At 61.2% G+C, this 22999-nt stretch carries 15 protein-coding genes; 4 read left to right on the plus strand and 11 right to left on the minus strand.

The window, feature by feature from the left end:
- Positions 1–41: 41 nt before the first annotated feature.
- Positions 42–1508: a T9SS type A sorting domain-containing protein gene (locus tag IPI01_12305; protein ID MBK7258558.1), complete on the minus strand. Its 1467-nt coding sequence runs from the start codon at positions 1506–1508 to the stop codon at positions 42–44.
- The gene (locus IPI01_12310) at positions 1451–3433 is read right to left on the minus strand and encodes a hypothetical protein (GenBank protein ID MBK7258559.1); all 1983 of its coding nucleotides are present in this window, start codon (positions 3431–3433) and stop codon (positions 1451–1453) included. Before IPI01_12310 ends, IPI01_12305 begins: the two co-directional genes overlap by 58 nt.
- 449 nt (positions 3434–3882) lie before the next feature.
- Between IPI01_12310 and IPI01_12315 the strand changes: the two genes are divergently transcribed.
- From IPI01_12315 to IPI01_12325, 3 genes are all read left to right on the plus strand, one after another.
- The gene (locus IPI01_12315) at positions 3883–7176 is read left to right on the plus strand and encodes a TonB-dependent receptor (protein ID MBK7258560.1); all 3294 of its coding nucleotides are present in this window, start codon (positions 3883–3885) and stop codon (positions 7174–7176) included.
- A 380-nt stretch (positions 7177–7556) separates the two neighbouring features.
- Positions 7557–8630 (plus strand): alanine--glyoxylate aminotransferase family protein, encoded by a 1074-nt coding sequence (locus IPI01_12320; GenBank protein MBK7258561.1) that lies wholly within the window; start codon positions 7557–7559, stop codon positions 8628–8630.
- A gap of 174 nt (positions 8631–8804) precedes the next feature.
- Positions 8805–10046 (plus strand): DUF1015 domain-containing protein, encoded by a 1242-nt coding sequence (locus tag IPI01_12325; GenBank protein MBK7258562.1) that lies wholly within the window; start codon positions 8805–8807, stop codon positions 10044–10046.
- Positions 10047–10082: 36 nt separating this feature from the next.
- Here IPI01_12325 and IPI01_12330 read toward each other — a convergent pair whose 3' ends face one another.
- Positions 10083–10733, minus strand: coding sequence for a helix-turn-helix domain-containing protein (locus IPI01_12330; protein ID MBK7258563.1), 651 nt, complete (start codon positions 10731–10733; stop codon positions 10083–10085).
- 124 nt (positions 10734–10857) lie between these two features.
- On the opposite strand from IPI01_12330, the gene IPI01_12335 reads away from it, so the two are divergent.
- Positions 10858–11772: a DUF72 domain-containing protein gene (locus IPI01_12335; protein ID MBK7258564.1), complete on the plus strand. Its 915-nt coding sequence runs from the start codon at positions 10858–10860 to the stop codon at positions 11770–11772.
- A gap of 106 nt (positions 11773–11878) precedes the next feature.
- On the opposite strand, the gene IPI01_12340 is transcribed toward IPI01_12335, so the two are convergent.
- From IPI01_12340 to IPI01_12375, 8 genes are all read right to left on the minus strand, one after another.
- Positions 11879–12883, minus strand: coding sequence for a hypothetical protein (locus IPI01_12340; GenBank protein ID MBK7258565.1), 1005 nt, complete (start codon positions 12881–12883; stop codon positions 11879–11881).
- A gap of 364 nt (positions 12884–13247) precedes the next feature.
- Complete coding sequence (locus IPI01_12345) at positions 13248–14048, minus strand: SDR family oxidoreductase (protein ID MBK7258566.1); 801 nt, start codon at positions 14046–14048, stop codon at positions 13248–13250.
- 100 nt (positions 14049–14148) lie between these two features.
- Positions 14149–14733 carry a MarC family protein gene (locus tag IPI01_12350; GenBank protein ID MBK7258567.1) on the minus strand — a complete coding sequence of 195 codons (585 nt, stop codon included), beginning with the start codon at positions 14731–14733 and terminating at the stop codon, positions 14149–14151.
- A 30-nt stretch (positions 14734–14763) separates the two neighbouring features.
- Complete coding sequence (locus IPI01_12355; protein ID MBK7258568.1) at positions 14764–15027, minus strand: hypothetical protein; 264 nt, start codon at positions 15025–15027, stop codon at positions 14764–14766.
- 82 nt (positions 15028–15109) lie between these two features.
- Entirely contained in the window at positions 15110–17878 is a 2769-nt protein-coding gene (locus IPI01_12360; protein ID MBK7258569.1) for a patatin-like phospholipase family protein, read from the minus strand.
- A gap of 4 nt (positions 17879–17882) precedes the next feature.
- The gene (locus IPI01_12365) at positions 17883–18980 is read right to left on the minus strand and encodes a hypothetical protein (protein MBK7258570.1); all 1098 of its coding nucleotides are present in this window, start codon (positions 18978–18980) and stop codon (positions 17883–17885) included.
- On the minus strand, positions 18980–20035 hold the full coding sequence (locus IPI01_12370; protein MBK7258571.1) for a PorV/PorQ family protein: 1056 nt from the start codon (positions 20033–20035) through the stop codon (positions 18980–18982). The genes IPI01_12365 and IPI01_12370 overlap by 1 nt, the downstream gene beginning before the upstream one ends.
- 4 nt (positions 20036–20039) lie before the next feature.
- Positions 20040–22907, minus strand: coding sequence for a TonB-dependent receptor (locus tag IPI01_12375; GenBank protein MBK7258572.1), 2868 nt, complete (start codon positions 22905–22907; stop codon positions 20040–20042).
- Positions 22908–22999 lie beyond the last annotated feature (92 nt).

Genomic DNA, 22999 nt, shown 5'->3' on the forward strand with positions numbered 1-22999 from the left:
CGATCAATACCTGATACTGTCATCGTGGGACCCGGCCATCCTCACCGGAGCAGAAGCATTTTCATCGTATCCGTGGAACCTCCCGCACGCATCGTGCACAGGTACACACCGCTCGCCATGCGTGCCGCGTCGAACGGTACGCGGTACGTACCGGGCGTCATCGGGCCGTCGACCAGCGTCGCGACCTCGCGCCCGAGGATGTCGAAGACCTGCACACGCACCTGCACGGCAGTACCCGTGCCACCCTGCACCCTGACGCCGATCATGGTCATGCCGTTGAAGGGATTGGGATAGTTCTGGATCAGTCCCATCGTCTCCGGGATGCCGGCGTCCACCTGATCGACCCCGACCGTGATCGTACCCGTGCCGCCGAACTGCGTGTACCGCGCGGCGAATTCCTGAAGATAGGCAAGCGCGACCGTGTCATCCTCGACGATGAGGGTGTTCTCGTTATTGGAGTTCTCGGCGGCGTTCGTCCAGTTGTGCGACCCGGTGATCACCGTTGGATGATTCACCCGGTCCCAGTTCGCGCCCCAATCGGCGGAGAGAATGGCATACTTGTGATGCAGAAGGCCACTCCCCGCTTTCAACCGGATGTCCATTCCTTTGCCGACCAGGTAGTCATACTGCGAGCCCTGATCATCCTTGCTGTCGATCGCGCCCAGAACGCGGAGTCCTGCGGTGTGCCGCGCCAGCAACGCATTGGCGATGTCGGACCGCGTGAGCGTCAGCAGCGAGAAATAGATCGACGCCTGCGCACTGTTCACGGCGTCGATGATGTACGACGTGGTGTGGTCGCTCGGGCTGAAATAGCACGAGACACGACGACCGCCGATGATGAACCGGTGCGGCGTGTTGTCCGTCTTGCGGGCGCCAAAGCGTGAGACAGCAGCGTTGGGCGACTCGGTCGTGCTTCCCCACATCTCATTGAATTCTGTCACGAACGCTCCTGCCAGCGCGGGGTCCTGGATCTCCATCGCGTTCTGGTAGTCGAGGTTCGTTCCCGGATCGGTCGGGTTCCAGGAACCCGTCCACACCCATACACTGTCCGCCACCCCGCCGCGACCGTCGATCACCACGAACTTGTTGTGCATCAATCCGGCACCTGCGTTCACCGGATCGAACGCATCGGTGATGAGCGGCACTCCTGCCGTGGCGAGCGCATTCAGCGCTGCCGAGTTCCTGTTGTCCGCTTCGCAAACCACGCGAACACTCACCCCCCGGCTGCGCGCAGCGATGAGGGCATTGGCAAGTTCCGTCCCGGGCGACCCGCTCAGGCTGTAGAATGCCGCGTCGATCGAGGTGCGTGCGGCACCGATCCGCGCAAGGAGGCGTACGACGAGGTTCTGTTCCCCGTTCGCCGGAGGGACATAGGACGGGAAGGAGGTCGAGACGCTCTTGTTGAAATACACACGTATCGTCCCCGTCGCCGTCAACGGCGACGCGGTGCTCACGAGCATGTCGCCGGCCTTGCTGGTATCGCCCGCCGCCACAGAGAAGGCTTGCACGTGGTAGATCGTTGCAGGCTCGAGGCCGGAAGAGCGACCTCGTGCCCGGTCCTGGAGGCGCTATCGGTCCCGGCGATCCCGAGTTCATACGCCACGGTCTTCCCGTAGCGCACCCGGGACGTTCCCGGATTCACGGTCGTCCAGGTCAGACGGAAGCCCTCCGGCGTCATGTCCTTTTCTACGGGAACGGTGGCAATGACCGGACCGGCGGAGATGATGTCGGCCGGTGTGCGCGGCATCAGCTGGTATCCACCGATGTACGGCGACGCGCTGATGAACTGCCCGACGACGCCGATGATATCGCATGCCGACAGCGGTATCGGCGTGCCGACCAGCGTGGTGTTGTTGTCGATCCGCAGTTGGGTCGAGTCGGATCCACCCGTCACGATATAATTCGTATTGGCGACCCACGCACCGCTGGCCGCAACGTGGACGTTGTTGACCCGCACAAGGCGCCCTTCGAACTCTTCGACGCCTCCCGCACCGTCGTGCGCGATCTGTCCGGCGGTGACCGGCACAGGCGTGACGTCATTGCCGGAACTCAGGAGCGTGTGCAGGATCGGGCTCACGATCTCCGTGAGTCCGGAGAAAGGCTGGACAAGCCCCGACACCACAACCTCGTCACCCCGGGAAACCGCGGTGGAGAATGTCGTGCCGAAGACCGCCATACCGCCGGTGTTGTCCTGGATATAGGAGGGCCCGCCGAACTCATTGGCAACGGTCACCACCCCGCGCACCGTCACCAGCCGTGCATTCAGAACCGGGATGCCATTGGCATCGTTGGCCTTCACCGTGGCGATGGGAAGCGGGACGCCGTACACGTAGACCGAAGGGGGGGTGCCGATGGCAAAGATGGAATCCGGATGCGTGCCGGTCTGTGCCGCGATCACGAACGATGCGGTGGTATCCGGCGCAACGATATTGGCGACGGTGATCCGCGCGCTGTCCGGCCCTGCTACACTCAGTCCGCTGATCGCAAGCGTATCCCCGGAGATCGCGACGATGGGGCTTCCCCCTGCGGTCACGGAAACATCGCCGGATGCCTGCGACCAGCTCCAGCGTGCGGGGATGATGATGCGGGCATGGGAGATCACGTACGGGTTCTCACCGAGGATCGTCAGCGTGATCGTATGCGTGCCGGTTCCCTGGATCACGCCGGGTGCGGCGCGAACGATACCATGGCCGATCGCACCGGCCGTTGCACTCGCATCGGTCTCCTGTCCTGCAGAGATGACCCATGGGCCGGGGAAAGCGAGGGAACGTGTTCCGTCATCGTTCAGGGCAACGAGGGAGTCGATGACCCCTGCCGGGACGGCGATCTTGAATCCGCCGGCTGCGTAGGAGTATCCTTCCGTGATGGCGTTGTCTTCTGAACGATACGAGCCGACGACCGCGCCACCGGCATAGGCCAGGATGCCTTTGTTCGGTGCGGGGGAGGATGAACGTACGAGCCATCCCCCGTTGCCGGCCGGGGTGGTATTGAGCACGGCAAAGGTCTTCGGTGACGAGGTCAGATTCGTGGAAGTCGCGCCGACCCTGGCAGCACGGACGGATCCGGTGGTCCCGAGGCCGGTATTGTGCTTTGCATGGATCCACCCCGACCAATTGCCAGAGGCATCAATGGCAACAACAGGCTGATTCGCGGCGTTGTACGCCGTGGTATTGCTCCAGGTACTCCCGGTCCACATGAACTCGTTGTTCGTGCCGGAGTAGATCTTCAGAAATGCCTGTCCATTCGCAGCCAGCGTCCAGTTCTGGATGCGGACGAAGACCGCATACGGATAGCCGGTTGTCCCCGTCCCACCGCCGTCAGCGATACTGTTGGGAATGGCAACGGCCGTCAGCGATGCCTGGGAAATGGCCACAGTGTGAGCGAACAGGATGGCGATAAGAAGAGAAGCAAAGCGGGAGGCTGGTTGACGCATGGGGAGATCCGTGATCCGTATTCCGATCAGCCAGATCCCCCCAGGGTCTGGACTCTTTATCTGTAGTGTAAAGATACTTATAGATATTTCGAGGTGCAAGGATGGCAGGCCGGGAGGCTGTTCTTGTCAGAGAACGGCACACGTCAATGTCATTTTGACAGCAGGGAGCACATCCGGAACCCACGCAGAGCACGCATATCTGCCATGATTTCATAGTATTATAGAGAGAACCCTTGTCAGGTGTCAAGTTTTTTAATATTTGGTTAACTTGCTTTTTCAGGATTCTCCCCGTAGATTGGTGCCGGCTTCTCTCTCGCTCTACACCGCTCTCTGTCAATCCCATGTAACGACCCAAACGCGTTGGCACAGAGGCATAAGTACACCCGTACATCCGTACGCACCAGGAAACACCCAGCATCACCCAGCAGGCTCACTAACAGGAGGAGTGGATGAAAACAACTACGACCATGTGGACGGTGGTGGCAGTTCTTGTTTTGCTCATGGCCGCCCCGACCGCGATCTTCGCACAGGGAACCACGACAGGCGCCATCAGCGGGCGGGTCATCAGCGCGACGGGCGAGGTTCTGCCCGGAGCAACCGTGACCGCCAGGCACACAGAAAGCGGAAGCACGTGGGGTTCGAGCAGCCGCGAGAACGGCCGGTTCGTGATCCCGAACCTCCGTGTCGGCGGCCCGTATACGGTCACTGTCGCCCTCGTTGGATACAAGAAAACATCTCGCGAGAACATCTACACGATCGTCTCCCAGACGACCGAGGTGGACTTCACGCTGACAGAGACTCCGGTGGAGACCGAAGAGCTGGTCATCCGCGGAACGCGGCAGGAGGGATCCGACAAGACCGGATCAAGCACGAACGTGGATAAGCTGACCTTTGCCCTCCTGCCGACCATCACCGGCCGGTTCCAGGATTTCGTACGTCTGACCCCGGAATCCCGTGGCAGCTCGTACGGTGGCAACTCCTACATGGGCCAGGACAGCCGCTACAATAATACCACGATCGATGGCGCCTACTTCAACAACTCGTTCGGCCTGATGGGCCAGGTCGGTGAGCGCACCGGCGTCGCCCCGATCTCCCTCGACGCGATCGAGCAGGTCCAGGTGAACATCGCTCCGTACGATGTGCGACAGGGCAACTTCGTTGGCGCCGCGATGAACAGCGTCACGAAGAGCGGTACCAACTCATGGTCCGGCACCGTTGCCTTCGGCACCCGGAACAACAGCTTCGTGGGCACGCAGGCCGGCATCAATACGTATAACCCGGGCACGTTCCGCTACAACAAGATCACGTTCAGCCTCGGCGGCCCGATCATCAAAGACAAGCTGTTCTTCTTCGCGAACTATGAAGGCGACAAGACCACGGCACCGGGCACGAGCTTCACCGCCAACCCGGGTGGAGCAACGGTGGGTGGCAACATGACCCGCGTGCTCGCGAGCGACCTGAACGCCCTGTCCACCTTCCTGAAGTCCAGTTTCGGCTACGATGCAGGTTCGTACGAGGGATATGATTTCGAGACCCCCGGCAAGCGGTACCTCCTGAAACTCGACTACAACGTCGACGATAAGAACAAGGTCACGCTGCGCTACAACCGCCTGGATTCCGAGACCCCGGTCCTCATGTCGAACTCGAGCTCCCTCGGCTTCGGCACGCGCCGCAGCAGCACCACGGGCCTCAACTTCACGGGCTCGAACTACAGCATCCTCGAGAACAGCTACTCGGTCGTGGGCGAGTGGAACTCGATCCTGAGCAACGACATGTACAACAACCTCATCGTGGGCTACAGCTACAGCGATGAGAGCCGCGGCGATGCGGGCACCCTCTTCCCGTTCGTCGACATCCTGAACTCTGGTTCGGTCTACACCTCGTTCGGTTCCGAGCCGTTCACCCCGAACAACGAACTCCGCTACTCCAGCTGGCAGGTGCAGGACAACTTCACGTGGGACCTCGGTACGGGCCATGTGCTGACGTTCGGCTTCGCCGGCGAGAAGTACCATTCGGAGAACGTGTTCTTCCCGGGCAAACAGAGCGTGTATGTCTACAATTCGCTGCAGGACTTCTACACGGACGCCCAGGGATATCTGACGAACCCGAACCGGACGGTCTCGCCTGTCACCCTCCGTTCGTTCCAGGTCCGCTACAACAACATCCCGGGCCAGGAGAAACCGGTCCAGCCCCTTGATGTGTACTATGTGGGCCTGTATGCACAGGATGAGTATCAGGTCACGAAGGACCTCAAGCTGACCCTCGGCCTGCGTTTCGACATTCCGAGCTTCGGCGAGACCGGCTACCTGAATGCCAACGCGGATGCGCTGTCGTTCATGGATGAGAACGGTGCCTCGGTCAAGTACAGCACGGCAAAACTGCCGGGTGCCAAGATCCTCTTTTCCCCCCGCGCCGGCTTCAACTACGACGTGTTCGGCGACCGCACCACGCAGGTGCGCGGCGGTACCGGTATCTTCACCGGCCGTCCGGCCTATGTGTGGATCTCGAACCAGATCGGCAACACGGGCGTGCTGACCGGCTTCATCTCGGCCACCAACACCACCGCCTATCCGTTCAATCCGAATCCGGATGCCTACAAGCCTGCGGCCACCGGCAACCCGGCGTCGTCGTATGAACTCGCGTTGACGGATCCGGACTTCAAATTCCCGCAGCAGTGGCGCACCAACATCGCCGTCGACCAGAAGCTGCCGTTCGACGTTACCGCGACAGCAGAATTCATCTATGGCCGCGAGATCAACGGCGTCTATTACATCAACGCCAACCTGACCGCGCCGAATACGGCATTCACAGGTGCCGACACCCGTCCCCGGTGGACCACCACGAACCGCATCAACGCGAACGTGTCGAACGCCACCGTCATTAAGAATCAGAACGACGGCTGGAACTATATGGTGTCCTTATCCCTCACGCGTCAGCTCGCCGACGGCTTCTTCGGCAAGGTCGGCTTCAACTATGGCGTGTCCAAGAATACGGTCGATCCCGGTTCCATCGCCTTCGGCTCGTGGAGCGCCAACCAGGTGCCCGGCAACCCGAACAACGCCCCCGTGTCATTCAGCCAGAACTCGCCGGGCTCCCGTCTGTTCACAGCGCTCTCGTACCGCCTCGACTACTTCGACTTTGGTGCGACGACGGTGTCGGTATTCTTTGACAACTACAGCGTCGGCGTCGTCAGCGGCACCACCCTCGGCAGCAATGGCAGCTACACCTACAGCGGCGATGTGAACGGTGACGGTAACTCAAGCAACGACCTGATCTACGTCCCGCGCAACACGTCGGAAATGAGCTTCGCCGCCATCACCGGCAGCGTACCCTTCACGCCCGAGCAGCAGGCCGCGGCCTGGGATGCGTACATTGCGCAGGATGAGTATCTGAACAGCCGCCGGGGCAGCTATGCCGAACGCGGTGGTGCATTCATGCCGTGGGTGTCCCGCCTGGATCTCAGCCTCATCCAGTCGGTCTATACCGATCTGTTCAACAAGCGCCAGAATTTCGAGATCCGTCTCGACATCCTGAACTTCGGCAATCTTCTGAGCGACAACTGGGGCCAGATGAAACGTTTCGTCAATCTCCAGCCGCTGACCTACGTCAGCACAAGCACCGCTGGTGTGCCGACGTACCGGATGCGCGTTGTGAACAATAGGTTGATGGACCACACGTTTGAAACAGCAGCGAACCTGGCCGATGTGTATAGCTTCCAGCTCGGCCTGAAGTACTTCTTCTAAGCAGCACCTTCCCTGGTTGCCCGGAATTCGCATCAGGCCCGGATGCAGCAGCCAGTATGAACATACAGCGGGCTCAACGAACGGCGTCTGTCCCCCAGGGACGGGCGCCGTTCGCGTTTCAACCCGGCCGACGGTAGAGAGCCCCGCCGTGCCCTCCCACAGCGGAAACGCGACTCCTGTGTGGGCGATGCAGGAGGGAATTGGCAGGGCCGTTCCGCCTCTTGAGCATTTCCGCCGTGGGAGGGCACGGAGGGGCAAACCGACGGCCTCTCTGCGCGTTGCAATTGTGGTGACAAATGGCGAAATTTATAGCGTTGTACCCGGACCACCGTTGTTACTGACCCCGACATCTTGCCCCGCACATACCAGGAGAGGTACGCATGCATAAGAAATTGTTCATCCCGGGCCCGACCGAGGTAGCCCCGGATGTACTCCAGAAGATGGCCACCCCCATGATGGGGCACCGCTCCAAGGACGCCTCCACGCTCCAGCGTGAGATCAGCGACAAGATGAAGCAGGTGTTCCATACCGTGAACCCGATCCTCCTCTCCACGTCATCGGGATCCGGCCTCATGGAAGGATCCATCCGCTCCATGACCGCCAAACGCGCGATGTGCTTCTCCGTCGGCGCCTTCGGCAAACGCTGGTACAAGATGGCCCTCGCCAACGGCGTCGAGGCCGACCTCGTTGAGTCGGAGTTCGGCAAGCCGACCACCGCAGAGATGGTGGACAAGGCACTGGCCACGGGCAAGTACGACGTCCTGACCGTCACGCATAACGAGACCTCCACGGGCGTCATGAATCCCGTTGCCGAGATCGCACAGGTCGTGAAGAAGTATCCCGATGTGATCTGGCTCGTGGATACCGTCAGTTCCATGGCAGGCGTCAAGATCCCCGTGGACGAACTGGGCATCGACGTGTGCATCACGTCCACCCAGAAAGCCCTGGCACTTCCTCCGGGCATGGCGATCTGCTCCATCTCCCCGAAGGCACTCGAACACGGCAAGCAGGTGAAGTACCGCGGATGGTACCTGGACCTCCTCGAACTCTATAAGTATGTGGAGACCAAGGATCACCAGTATTCCGCGACGCCGTCGCTCTCCCACATGTTCGCGCTGCACTATCAACTCGACCGCATCCTTGCGGAAGGGCTCGAGAAGCGCTATGCGCGTCACAAGGAGATGGCGGAGTTCACGCGCGCCTGGGCGAAAGAACATTTCGCACTCTTCCCGGAAGAGAAGTATGCGTCGCAGACCCTCACCACCATCACCAACACGCGGAATATCTCCGTGAAGGCGTTGAACGACGCGCTGGGCAAGATGGGCATGCAGATCTCCAACGGCTACGGCGACCTGAAAGAGAAGACCTTCCGCATCGCGCACATGGGCGAATTGACCATGGCCGATATGAAAGAGGTCACCTCGGCCATCGAAAAGGTACTGCCAACGCTCTAGCAGCGAAGACAGAGGATGGAACAAGGATGAGTGGAGGGACTGCCCCTTCACTCATTCCTTCTCACTCCCCTCCTCTCTCCTGGCGACGTGTTCTTCGTACAGAGCGCGGGCTTCCTTGTTTCTTGTCTGTCGTACTGACATTTTCCCTCTTTCTTTCATTTCTCGACCAACGACATGTCGACCCTCCGTCCGTTCAAAGGATTCCGCCCGCAGCCACAGTTCGCAGCGCAGGTGGCAGCCAAACCCTACGATGTGCTCAACTCCGATGAGGCGCGCACCGAGGCCGCCGGCAATCCGCTCTCCTTCCTGCATGTCGGGAAGCCCGAGATCGATCTGCCACCCGACATCCACCTGTACGATGAGCGGGTGTACCTCAAGGGGAAGGAGAACCTGGAGAAGCTCATCCGGGATGGCGTGCTGATGGAGGAGAAGACGCCTGCATTCTATGTGTATGCACAGACGATGCATGGCCACACCCAGTTCGGGATCGTGGGATGTGCGGCCGTTGCAGAGTATCTGAACAACACGATCAAGAAGCACGAGCTGACCCGTAAGGACAAAGAGGACGACCGGACGAAGCACGTCCGGGTCACCAATGCACACTCCGGCCCGATCTTCCTGACCTATCGGGCCGAACCGGCGATCGATGCGATCGTTGCGCGCGTGAGCGCCGCGAAGGCGGAATACGATTTCACGGCGCCGGATGGGATCCGGCACCAATTGTGGGTCATTGCGGATACGGCGACCGTCCATGCGGTCGCCGAGGCGTTCACGAAGGTCCCTGCGCTGTATGTTGCCGATGGCCACCATCGCTCGGCGGCAGCGGCCCGCGTGGGTAAGGAACTCGCCGATGCGAATCCGAACCACCGCGGCGATGAGGAATACAATTTCTTCCTCGCGGTGCTCTTCCCCGCCCCGCAGTTGCGCATCATGGACTACAACCGTGTGGTCAAGGACCTGAACGGTCGGACCGAAGAGGCGTTCTTCGCCGAACTCCGGAAGGTCTTCAGCGTGGCACCTGCCGCAACGCAACACCGTCCGGCCCGCAAGGGTGAGTATGGGATGTATATGAAGGGGCGGTGGTACATCCTGACCGCACCGTCATCGCTCACCTCGATCGCCGATCCTGTCGAGCGGTTGGACGTGTCCATCCTGCAGAAGTATCTGCTTGCGCCGGTGCTGGGCATCGATGATCCGCGGACGAGCAAGCGCATCGATTTTGTGGGTGGGATCCGCGGGTTGGGTGAACTGGAGAAGCGCGTGGACAGCGGGGAGATGACGGTCGCGTTCGCGATGTTCCCGACATCGATCGACGAGCTTCTGGCCATCGCCGATGCGGGACAGATCATGCCGCCGAAGTCGACCTGGTTCGAGCCGAAGCTCCGCGACGGCGTCGTGGTTCACATGGTGTCGTAACACAGGGAAGAGTGCCGTGGGCACTCTTCCCGTCTCTTACAGCTCTTTGATGAGTTTGATGACCTTCCACACGAAATTCACTTCCCGCTTCTTCACCGTCACCGGTTCGAATTCGGGATTGAAGGGAATGAGGTGGATGTAGTTCCCTTCGAACTTCACTTTCTTCAGCGTATCCTCGCCGTTCACGCGCACAACGCAGATGTCGCCGCTGCGCGCTTCCTGCTGCGGACTCACGATCACGACGTCACCGTCCTCGATCCGCGTGGCCATACTATTCCCCTTCACCCGCAACGCGAACGCCTGCGGGTCCTTCACATCATCGACGGTCACATAATCGTCGGTGTAGTCGGGATGGAACATCGTGGCCACCTTGCCGGCAGGCACGGAGGACACCAGGGGGAGATCGACGAGACGGTTCTTCCTGCGCGCGGACCCCGGGAGATGGAACATGTTGTCCGGCCGGGGCGTGGAGGGATAGACGTCGCCCTCCCCGGTCAACAACCAGCTCGCCGATACCCCCGTCGCTTTGGCCAGGCGCGTGATCGATACCCCGTCGGGCACCTGCTCACCCTTCTCCCACCGCTGGAGCGTGCGCGTGACCACGCCGGCCTTGTCTGCCAACGCCGCCTGGTCCATCTCCTTGTTCTCCCTCGCCTCGCGCAACCGGTCGCCGATGGAATTCTTCATGATTCTTTCCGGGACATAATTGTCAACTTTCCTCTTGACAGGACGACATAAATGTCGTATGTTGCTGGTGTCAAATATACGGAACATCAACGCGAGTGTCAAGACGTTTCTTTCGGAGGAAGCTATGAGCCAGAACGGGATCCGGTATCATGTAGGCGTCGGCGGTTGGGAACACGATGTGCTCGACAGGTGCCTCTATCCGTCCGCCGGATTGTCGCCCGCGGCGAAGCTGGAGATCTACGCACGCTATTTCAGCACGACGGAGATCCGGCCCACATTCTGGGACGATTCCCTTGGCGCCGATGATGCCCGCGAGTGGGCGCGCGCGGTGGAGGCGCGGAGTGACTTCCGGTTCATCGTGAAGGCCCATTCGTCGCTCACCCACGGCCGGTCGGTCACCGCACCGGTGGTGCGATCCCTCACCGAGGTCCTCTCCGCCCTGCAGCACTCCGGCCACCTCGGTGCGGTCCTGGCCCAGTTTCCCTACGCGTTCACGAACACCGGTGCGAACAGATTCCATCTCGAGAAGCTCGCCGCTGCTCTGAAGGGCTTCCCGCTGCACATCGAACTCCGGCATGCATCCTGGGAAGGTCCATCCCTTGCCCCCTTCCTCCAGGAGATCGGCGCGGCATCCGTTCATGCCGACCTGCCGCGCATCAAGCAATTCCCGATCACGTTCCCGCGCCCCCGCGGCGAACGTTCCTACTTCCGCCTGCACGGCCGGAATGAAAAGGCCTGGCTGCTCAACACCTACGATGTGCGCTACGACTATCTCTACAATGCGCGGGAACTCCGTGAACTGAAACGCCGCATCGATGGCGCCCCGGCGGAATGCCATGATGCCTACGTCATCCTGAACAACACCACCGGCGGCAAAGCCGTCGCAAACGCCTTTGAGATGCTGAGCGCGCTGCACGACGGATGCACGGTGCCCATGCCGGTGCAGGCGTTGCAGGCCTTCCCACATCTCGCACCGATCGCACGGCGCGAAGCAGCAACGGGATCTCTGTTCGAAGGTGCGTACAGGCATGCGGGGTGATGCGGGGATGCAGATCTGACGGCAGGCAACATCGTCATGATCCTCAGTACGCAGAAAGCGGCGCCGGGATGGGCGCCGCTTTCTTTTTGTTGCGAACTTCTCCCGCTCAGGACCTTCCCTGACCGCCACCGGAACGCGGACGGAACGGCTTCCCGGATCCGCCTCTCGGCGGACCGGATGAACGCGGCTTGAACGGCCGCCCGGATCCTCCGGAAGGACCACTCTTCCTGAAATCCGGACGGTCACCCTTCGGCGGACCACTCCGTTTGAAATCCGGACGGTCGCCCTTCGGCGGGCCACTCCGCTTGAAATCCGGACGGTCACCCTTCGGCGGGCCACTCCGCTTGAAATCCGGACGGTCGCCCTTCGGCGGACCACTCCGTTTGAAATCCGGACGGTCACCCTTCGGCGGACCACTCCGTTTGAAATCCGGACGGTCGCCCTTCGGCGGACCACTCCGTTTGAAATCAGGACGGTCACCTCTCGGCGGGCCACTCCGCTTGAAGTCCGGACGGTCGCCTCTCGGCGGGCCACTCCGCTTGAAGTCCGGACGGTCACCTCTCGGCGGGCCACTCCGCTTGAAATCCGGACGGTCACCCTTCGGCGGGCCACTCCGCTTGAAGTCCGGACGGTCGCCTCTCGGCGGGCCACTCCGTTTGAAGTCCGGACGGCCACCTCTCGGCGGGCCGCTCCGCTTGAAATCCGGACGGCCACCCTCGGCCGATCCGCTCTTCCTGAAATCCGGCCGACCACCTTGCGATGGTCCACTCTTGCGATACTCAGGACGCCCACCCTGCGACGAGCCGCCCTTACGGAACTCAGGCCGGCCGGCCTGTGAGCTTCCTCCCTTGCGATACTCTGGCTTGTCTCCCCGGGGTGGCCCGCTCTTGCGGAACTCGGGCCGTCCACCCTCTGGAGGGCCGGACTTCCGGTACACCGGGCCATAGCCCTGCGAACCGCCGCCTTCAGCTACCGGTGCACCTCCCGGACGCAGCCACTTCACGAACGATCCCTGGAATTCATAGGCTTCCGCAGAGGCAGCAAGATTCTCCGTTACGGGTGTGAGCCACATATCCCGCGCCATGGAGGGCGTGCTCTCGCCTTTCCGCAACACCCGCTCCTTGTACGTCTTCTTCCAGAGCGTATGCCCGAGTTCCTCGACAAGGATCGCATGCGCACCCGACCGGAACGCACTCAGGAATCCCTTTCATGTACGAGGTATCCTCTTTTCCCTGCACGAGAAGCAGCACGCGCGACGGGAGAAAACTGTACGCCTGGATCTCGAACCCGTGTTCCACGGCGGCTTCGCGGAGCATGCTCAATGCCTTCAGCACGCGTTCACGCGTTGTGAAGACCGGCTTGTCCTCCGCTACTTCGAGCGTGATCGTATACCGATGCCGTCCACGATAGTCGAATCGCGGGCGGGGCTCCTCCCCGGCACTGTGCAGACGCATCACTTCAGTGGTTGCCATAACTTAGAAGAGTCCCTTCAGAAGTCCGCCATCAACGCTGATGGTGGCCCCGGTGATATAACTGGCGCGTTCGGAACCGAGGAAGACGATCATATTCGCCAGTTCCCCGGGTTCGCCGTAGCGCTGTAGCGGAATGTCACGAGATTGTTTCGCGAAGAAGTCATCAAGAGACACCCCCGCCTCCTTCGCGCGCGAGGTGCCGATCTGCTCCATCCGGGCGGTCCGCATGAAGCCCGGGGCAACGCTATTCACAAGGATACCATCCTTTGCGTACTGCGATGCCAGCACGCGCGATAGTCCGAGGATACCCGGACGGATGGCCGACGAGATGATCAGGTCATTGATCGGCTGCTTGGCGGCGATCGACGTGATGTTGACGATGCGCCCCCACTTGCGCTTCTGCATGTGCGGGAGGACCGCACGTATCATCCGCACGGTGCTCATCAGCGTCAGCGCCACCCCCTTCTCCCATGTGGCATCGTCCAGGTCCGGGAACGTCCCCACCGGAGGGCCACCCGCATTCGTCACAAGAACATCGATCCGGCCGAACAGTTTCACCGTGCGTGCGACAACAGCAGCGATCTGACGGGGTTTGGTGAGGTCGGCAACGACGGGGACAACCCGGGCCGCATTCTCGACGGCCGCCGCACGGATCTCATCCGCGGCCAGCTGCAGCACCTTCTTCTGCCGTGAACAGATCACCACATGAGCGCCCTCACGGGCGAACCCCAACGCCGCGGCCTTGCCCAGTCCCTGACTGGCAGCGCAGACCAGCGCAACACGACCACGAAGACCGAGATCCATATGTCCCTCTGTCCGTCATATGCGAGATGAGTGCAGCCTGACTACTGCAACGTGGTCCGTGGGGCGCGTGTCGTTCCCATCCGGCACCACCCCCACACCGTCATTCCATCATGCGGAGCATGCCCTGGATACCGCTGCGGATCATCATCACCGCGATACCGCAGAGGAAGAGCGCCGCAACCTTCGCAATGGCCTTGGCGCCGGCCTCGCGAAGGACCCGTGTCATCAGCCCGGCCCGGTCGAACACCAACCACACGATGACCATGTTGGTCAGGAGCGATACCACGGCCCAACCATAGCCATACGAATTCACCAGGACCAGGATCGTGGTAAGTCCGGCAGGCCCCATGATGAGCGGGATCCCGATCGGTACCACCCCCACCCGCGCACCGGGGAGGCGTTTCAGTTCGTGCGAGAAGAGCAGGTCGTTCACCGCAAGCACGAGGAGGACGATCCCGCCGCCGACACGGAAATCATGTTCCGTGATCCCGAGAAAGCCGAACAGCAATTTGCCAGCAACAAGGAACACGAGCGAAATGCCGAACGCCGTGAGCGTTGCCTCGGCAGCGAGCGTGCGCCGTGCACCGTCACTCATGCCTTCCGTGAGCCCGACATACAGGGGCAGGACTCCGAACACATCGATGGCAACGAATAACGGGATGAATGCCTGAAAGAAGAGTTCCATGGGTGATCACTCTCCGCGCCGCGGCGTGGATCAGACCGAGATGCCTTTCGCCCGCAACGCATCTTTGATGCGCTGGACCGCCTCTGCTTCGGGGATCTCCAGCCGTGCCATCGTGGTCTGTACCACGATCTCCAGCGGATCCTTCCGGTTCGTCAGCCAGTACCAGACGTTGTATCCGAGCCGATCGCGGTCATGCGGTTCGCTCACAGGAATGCCGCTCACCGCGGCATAGGCAACGGATTCGAGGGAATCTGCAGGGCCGGGCTTCACCGGGGATGGTGCTTTGGTGGTCATCGTGATGGTCCGATCGTCAATGGATCTGTACATCCGGAGAACGGGTCAAAAGCGTGCATAATATACGCATTCTCCGCTGGGTTTACAATTGATAGCCAAGCATGACATACGCCAGGAACGGACCCTGCTGCACCGGTTGGTTGGGAAGGTCGGAGGTAAAGTAGAATGCCTTGCCTACGCCGAAGACGGCCGGGCCCACGGGGGTCGCGAACGCCAGCTCCACACCGACCCCATGAAGCAGGGAGCTGAACTTGATCTCTTCCGGCACCGCCGAGATGGTCCCGAGGTCGTATCGGGCACGGAGATACGTGTCGAAAAGCAACTGGATGGGAAGCTTGTACCGCACCTCCATGTTCATCAGCAGGAGCTGACGGCCGCGGCGGTCGTCTTCCCGCAGACCGAAGAACGAATCGCGCCCTCCCAGCCGGAACTGTTGTGCCAGCGGCATGGTGTTGTCCGCAAACCCGAGCGTGAACCGGGGATGGAACGTGAGCGCCTTCCCCCAACTGGCATAATTCTCATACATCGCCTGCAGGGAATTGTATCCGACCTGACTGCCGAGCCCTTCGAGCGAGAACTCGTACGACATCCGGAATCCCACTCCTTTTGTCGGGAACGGATACGAGTCCTTGGTATCCACCAGGGTGGCAAGGCGAACGATCGCCAGGCGATACCGCTCATCCATGCCGGCAAGGTCCTGGACGTTCAGGAGCCGGATGTTCTGCCAGGTGAATTCCGCGGTCGCGTTGCCCAGGCGCTCGAGAAGGCTTCCGAAGGAGACCGTGAACCCGTAGCGGATGTCGCGATACTCCCCGAGGAGGTCACGGTCCCACCGGTTCGGATGCGTCTTGGGAGCATTGCCGTACAGATACGTGTCCCACGTGCGATGAAAGACGCTCACACCCAACGTGAGGTAGGTATTGAAAAGCCCCTTCATATTGAAATCGAGCGTTGCGTCACCGTTGCGCTGGCCGCCCGCAAGCTGGAATCCGAGTTGCATACCCGTCCCCTGCCAGTTCTCATCACGGATGTCCAGCATCCCCTGCAGCTGCCGCTCGTCGTCGGCGCGCAACCCGAGCCGCACCAACTGCGACGGCCGTTCCTTGATCCGGATGGTGAGGACGATCTCCTTCGTGAGGGAGGTCAGCTCAAGATACACGTACTCGAACAACCGTGTGCCCGATAATTGCGACAGTCCGCGGCGCGCCTGGTCGAGCCGGAACACTTCCCCGGGGGTGAGCGGGAATTCCTGCAGGACGAATGCATCCTGTGTCCGTACGCCACCCTGAATTTCGATGCGTGAGATGATCCCTTCATCGATCATCAGCACCAGCGCCCCACGCACCTCGTCGAACCTCACGGAGTCGATGTGCGCAAGGGAGAACCCTTCCCTGCGATACAGCCGGGTCAATCCCTCCAACGCCCCCGCTGTTGCGGCATGATTCAGGACACGGCCAAGGAGCGGGGTGAACACACTCCGGAGTTGTGCGTCCGAAAGGATCGTGTTTCCCGTGAACGACACCGACCGCAGTGTCGGGTTCGGTGATGCAAAGATCGACGATCGGGTCCCCGTCGGCCCTGTGTGCACCTGCGCCCACACACTGTCGAAGTAGCCGCTCGCATAGACCTTTCCGAGGAACCCTTCAAGATCATACAGCGGTACCGGCCCGACTCCCACCGGCAGCTTCCACCGGTCCCACAACGAATCAGGTATCGAGGCATCACCGCGTTCAACGATGAGCGGTGCAGGGAGCACCGGCCCGCCAGCGACCGCGGCCAGGCTGTCGCTCCGGTGTGCATAGATCGCCATGATCTCCTGGATGTGCCGCTCCGCGGTTTCGTCACCCTTTCTGATCAGCGAATCGAGTCCATGAAACGACGAGGAAAGGTGCCGCCCGATGTCCGGCGTGATGACGATGTCCGCATCACCCATCTGGGCTTCATTCAGCCTCTTCATCATGATGCCCATGATCTGATCGGCCGTCTGCCAGGGCGAACGCATCTCGTCCGCCGTGCGGAGCCCGCTGGTCGAGTTCACGGCAATGATGATATCACACCCCGCACCACGGGCGATATCGACGGGAACATTCGAGACCAACCCACCGTCCACCAGCCGCATGCTGTCCCTCTCGATCGGGCTGAACAGCAGCGGGACCGTCGCACTGGCGCGCATGGCCTCGGCAAGGGAACCATCGCGCAGCACGATCCGCTCCCCCGACACCAGGTCGGTGGCGACGGCCCGGAACGGTATCTTCAGATGATCGAAATCGGGGAAAGGATAGTACAGCGCCTGGAGCATGCGTGCGCTGAGGAAGTCCGTGAGCCGCTGGCCGGAGGAGACCGCCGGAGGGAGCACCGGCTCGAGGCCTTCGAAGCGGATGGCGATGAAACTTCTGTCGTCCGCCAGCTTCTGGTCGACGAAGAGCTGTGAACGCTGTGTTTCGTCGCCGAGGACGATCACATCGTCCCAGTTCGTATGGGTGGCGAGGCTTTCCAGTTCGGCGACAGTGTACCCCGCCGCATACAACCCGCCGACGATCGAGCCCATACTCGTCGAAGCGATGAAGTCGATCGGGATGCCATGCCGCTCGAGAGCACGGATGACACCGATCTGTGCGGCACCGCGCGACCCACCGCCGCTCAACACGATCCCGACCTTCGGGCGTTGCAGGGTCTTCTCGCGCAGCAGTCCGCGCTGGACGGCAAAGGGTTGACGGAACCGGGGATACAGTGTGAATGTGGAATCGGAGGAGGACGCAGATCCGGGGAGCGCGGTAAGGAGGAAGAGCGTACAGGCCAGCAGCCTGCCGGCCGTGAGCATGCGGCGGTATGCACCGATCATATCGTGCACGGCGTTACCTCGGGACGTCCGTGCTCAACCGGTACCGGAGGATGATCCCCTGTTCCTGGTCGAGCACATACAGGATCTTCTCGAAGAAGGCGAGCGCTGAAGGCCGGCGCATCAGGCCTTCCGACCGCACGCGCCCGAACGACTCCCCGCGAAGGACCCCGCGGCTGTTGAACTTGAAAATGCTGTCGGCGCCGATATCCGCAATGAACACGTCACGCCGCGACGGATCGATCGCTACCGCCCTTGCCCGCGCGAACCGGGCCGGTTTGATGAAATCCACCGACCGGTCCTCGGCGCGCGCCGGATCGAACCGGGGCAGCCACCCCTGGAAGTCGCTCGTGCTGGAATACGTCATCCAGAGCGAGCCATACGCAACGCCGTCCGACGATTGAACCAGCACGAAGTCCATGCTGTTCGGGAACGCCGTGATCGATGTCGGATGATTGATGTTCGCAATGCCCGTCCCGGACCCTGTCACGAACGCCGGGAGCGGTGTGACGAACACATCGTTCTTGTCGAACAGCAGCACCCTGCCATCGGGATCGATGAGGCTGGAATTGTCCGATCCGTCGCGTGCCGCGAGATACGAGTTGTCGGCGAGCACGGTGATGCCGGAGAAACGCCGCCGCGGATGGGCGAGTTCACGCCAGACGGTATCGACCCGTGACCGGTCCAGCCGGTGCGCGGAATCCGCCGAGGCGGAGACAAGATGGATACGGAAGATGGCGCCGACGGTATCGCCGTTGGCGGCGACCATCTCGCCACAGACCAGAAGGTCCAGACGGCTGTCCTGCGACACCGCCACCGGATGCACCATGGTGCGTTCACTCAGCATGCCGCCGGCCCGATTGAGCATGACGAGGCGGTTCGCGCGGGTGTCGGCCACATACAGCAACTGGTCCTTGCCGATCACCATGCCCTCGGGACCGGTGAAACCTCCGAACGGAGGCATGATCGCGACATAGGCCGTGTCCAGCAACGATGCTGGCTGTTGCGGCAGCGTCGCAAGGTCCATCGGCTTGTCACACCCGATGAATGCCAGAGCCACCCCGGCGAGGGCGACGCACGCAACACGCGATATGGAAGCAATGGTCAGGCGCATCACAGGCTGAATGTCACAGAGAATCGGTGCACGGCACCCAGAAGATTGAAATGGGCATACGCATAGTCCGCGGAGATCGTACTCACGTCGGTTGCAACCCTGAAACCGGCACCAAGCATGAAGCTTTCTTCGGAGGTTTCATCCGCGGCAAGAAGCTTCTGGCCGATCGTCCGCTTCAACCCGCCACGCAGGAAGAACGTATTCTGCCAGGCGTACTCCACGCCGACCCGGACGTTCTCGGCGTTGTCGTTCGGATGATTGAGCTGCACGGACGTCGTGACGCGGTGTTCGTCCGTCATCACCGGTTCGAACGCAAAGCCAAGCTTGAACACCGTGGGCAGAGAGAACGACTGGAAGTCCGTCACGGTCCCGCCGTCCGTCTGCGTCGCCGTCCCATCCGGCTTCACGTCGGCGCCGAAGTTCGTGATCACGACCGCGAACCGCGCGGTCCCGAGGCCGGTCCAGTAGTACGTGCCCAGGTCCACCATGAATGACCGCATCTTCAGCATATCCAGGGTCTCTTCCGCATACCGGACCGTTGCGCCGAAGCTGAACTGTTCAGTCATCTTGCGTGCGTACGAAAGCCCGATGCCTACATCGCCAAAGGAGAAGTACCGTCCCGTCCCCAATGGGCGGGTCTCGGTGGTGATCTCCATATCCTGCATGTGCAGCGAGGTCATCGACAGACCAACAGCATCCACCGCGGTGAGATGGTACACAGCACCGAGATACTCGTGACGGATATCGGCCACATACTCGGTGTGTGCCACGAAGACCTCGTTCTCCGTCATCTGTGCCATGCCTGCCGGGTTCCAGTACAGGCTGGAAGCGTCGTTGGCAACGGCAACGTACGATTCGCCCATCGCAACACCCCGCGCACCCACCCCGATCTTCAGGAACTGGAATGCCGAGATGCCAGCGCGCTGGCCGCCGAGGTTCGGCACAAGTTGCCCGGACACCGGCGCAGCACCCAGCAGCACGGCCAGGGCAAGCACCGTCAGGCATCCGGCAGATGCCGGGCAACGGGGGCGGTATGTGCGTGTGGTGCGCTTCATGGGATCAGAACCTGAACGACAGACTGCCGCGGATCGTGCGCGGATTGAGATACCGGGCCGGGTTATAGGGGAACGGCGACACGTTCCCGACCAGCGTCGGATACAACGGATCATTGTAGCCTGTCGGCGTCCGGTCACCGTATTCGTACGCCTTGCCGGTCACCGGGTTCACGATCTGCGAGTTCCTCGCATCAAAGAGATTCTGGACCTCGATGCTGGCGACGAGTTTTCCCACACCGAGATCGATCGCTTTCTCGATGTTCACATCGATGTAGAACCAGTTCTCACCCACGGCGCCGTTCACGTTGTCGTAGTCGGCGATGTACTGCGGCCGGCCGGTGGCGGCTTCCACACCCGTGTAGATCTGCGACGTGTAGCGCTTGCCGGACTGGAAGAAGACGCGGACGAACGCATTCCACTCGTCCAGGATGCCCGGTGCAACGCCGAAGACCGGCTGGCCCTTCGGAGCCGTGAAATTCAGTGTCGCGGAGATCTGCAACGGCCGGTCCCAGATCAGATAGATCTCCCGGATGTTCTCCGGCTCGCCCTGCGACAGTCGCACAAGGTTCTCATTCGGCGTCGAGCTCTTGCCGGTCGCGATCGAATACGACCCCGAGACCCCGCCGCGGAACCAGTTCCCGAAGCGGGTCTTGTACTCGACCTCGATGCCGCGGACGCGTCCGTAGTCGGAATTGAGATACGTCGAATAATACTGCGCACCGCCGACCGTGTTCACCCGCAACACGCTCTTCTCGGTGATGTAATCGAAGATGTCCTTGTAGAACGCCGTGATCGTCAGGACATCGCTGCCCGAGAGCTGGTTGCGCAGGCCGAGCTCATAGGCGACGGTCGTCTCCGGATTCAGATTCGGGTTGCCGACCGGGAGCGACGAGCGTACCGACGATTGATTGAGCTTCGCGTACACGAACTGCGGACGCGGCAGCTTCGAGAAATGGCCGTACGAGAAGAACAACGTCTGATTGTCGGAGACCGGGTGCGAGATGCCGAGGCGCGGGCTCAAACGCGCCTTGAACCTGCGTCCGAACAACGAGATCGTATTGTCGAGATACGCCTGCCGCAATGCCGGAGAAATGATCAGGGAGGTCGACGTATCCGAGGCGACATCATCCACGAACTTCCCCGGCGCCCAGTAGTCCAGGCGCAGGCCGAAGTTCAACAACATGCCGCTCAGCGCCAGGTTGTCCTGCGCATAGAAGGCCCCCTGCATCGCCTGAACACTGTAGATGTCGTGGTCGAATCCGAGCGGCTTGACCCACGGACGGTAGATGTCGACCATCTGCATATCCTGGAACCGCATCTCAAAACCGGTCTTGAACTTGTTCTTCTCCGTGAAGAAGTTGGTCAGGTCGCCCTTGAAGGTATACTCGGTCAGGAAATGGTCGCGCCATGAAGTGGGTGAACCCAGATCATAGAATCCGTCGCCGGGCACCACACCGGTGGTGTCCTTGCCCGGCCGGTAATACGTGATCGGCAGCGTGACGATGTCCTGCGGTTCAAGGTAGTCGCTGAACGCCTTGCCGTTCGCATCGCCACGGATATGCGCGGTGTACCGGCTCAGCTTCAGTTCATAGAACATCTGCTTGTTGAGGGTGTGCGTCCACGACAACGAATGCTGGACGTTGACCTGTGTGAATGTCTGCGCGCTGTCCGGGATATTCTGAAAGAGGTACTGATAACCCGGGTTCGGTTCCACGTATTCGAGCGTTGCCTGGATCGCCTGCGAGTTCTGGTCGATCACCACGGACTGGTTATAGGCGTACGACAGTTTCACGGTGCTGCTCGGTTTCCACGTCAGCTTGCTGAGCCAGGAATAGTTGTTCGAGCGCCGCGGTGCCCATGACGAGCCCTTCCAGATCGAAGAGTACAGGCCATGCGGTGCACGGACCATCCAACCATTGGGGCGGTAGTCCGGCCCGATCGTCTCCACCCAGCGCGTGAAGCCGTCGGTCAGGTTGACGTATGCCGAGCCAAAGAAGCTCAGGGTACCGGGGATCTGCAGGCCCAGCGCAGGAAGGACGTAGGTCGTCAACGGCTCCGGGCCGCTCAGCGTTGCATCAAAGATATCGGTGTTCCAATTCGACCGGCTGTCGTTGTTGAAGCCGAAGTGATCCGTCTTGTAGCCGAGTGCGCCGTTGTACTTGTCGGACCCTTCTCGCGTGGTGATGTTCACGATGCCGGAGGTTGCCTGTCCGTACTCGGCATTGTACCCGCCCGTGATGACCTCGACCTCCTGGATCGATGCCGGGCTGAGCTGCAGGCCGAAGCCGGATCCGGCCATCGGGTCCTGCACCGAGATGCCATCCAGCAGATACGCATTCTCGTGCGTGCGGCCACCGCGGATATGGATCTCGTTGTCGGCCATGACGACGCCGGGCTGCATCGCCACCACCGCCTGCACATTCTGCACGGCCGCGGCCTGGATGTCCGCCTGCTGCACATTCCTGCGGCTCGAGGTCTCTTCGATATCGAACAACGGTTTCTCACCGATGATCACCACATCCTGATCCAGCGTGAGGACGGTCTCTTCCATCTTCGCGGACACGGTCGCGGTGGCCCCGGCCTCGACCTTCACATTCGTGAAGCGTAACACCTTGTAGCCAAGCAACGACACCTCAATGGTATAGGTGCCGGGGTTCACGCGCTCGATGCGGACGTTCCCATCGATGTCGGTCGTCCCGCCGTAGTACGTCCCCTTCACCGTCACGTTCGCACCGGGCAGTCCTTCCCCGGTCTTCGCCTCCACGACCTTGCCGAGGATGCGGCCAGTCGTGGGCGTCTGGGCATACGCCTGCGATGCCGCCAGGAAGGCAGCAAGCAGGAGGATCCCGATATGTCGTGTGGTGTGGATCATGATGTGAAACGCCGGGGTTGTAGGCGCAGCTTCCTTCGCCCGCACCGTGTATCGGCGGACGCAACGTCCACCCGGTCATTCGCGATACTGAT

The sequence above is a fragment of the Ignavibacteriota bacterium genome (assembly GCA_016707525.1).
In the GTDB taxonomy this organism is placed as follows: domain Bacteria; phylum Bacteroidota; class Ignavibacteria; order UBA10030; family UBA6906; genus JAGDMK01.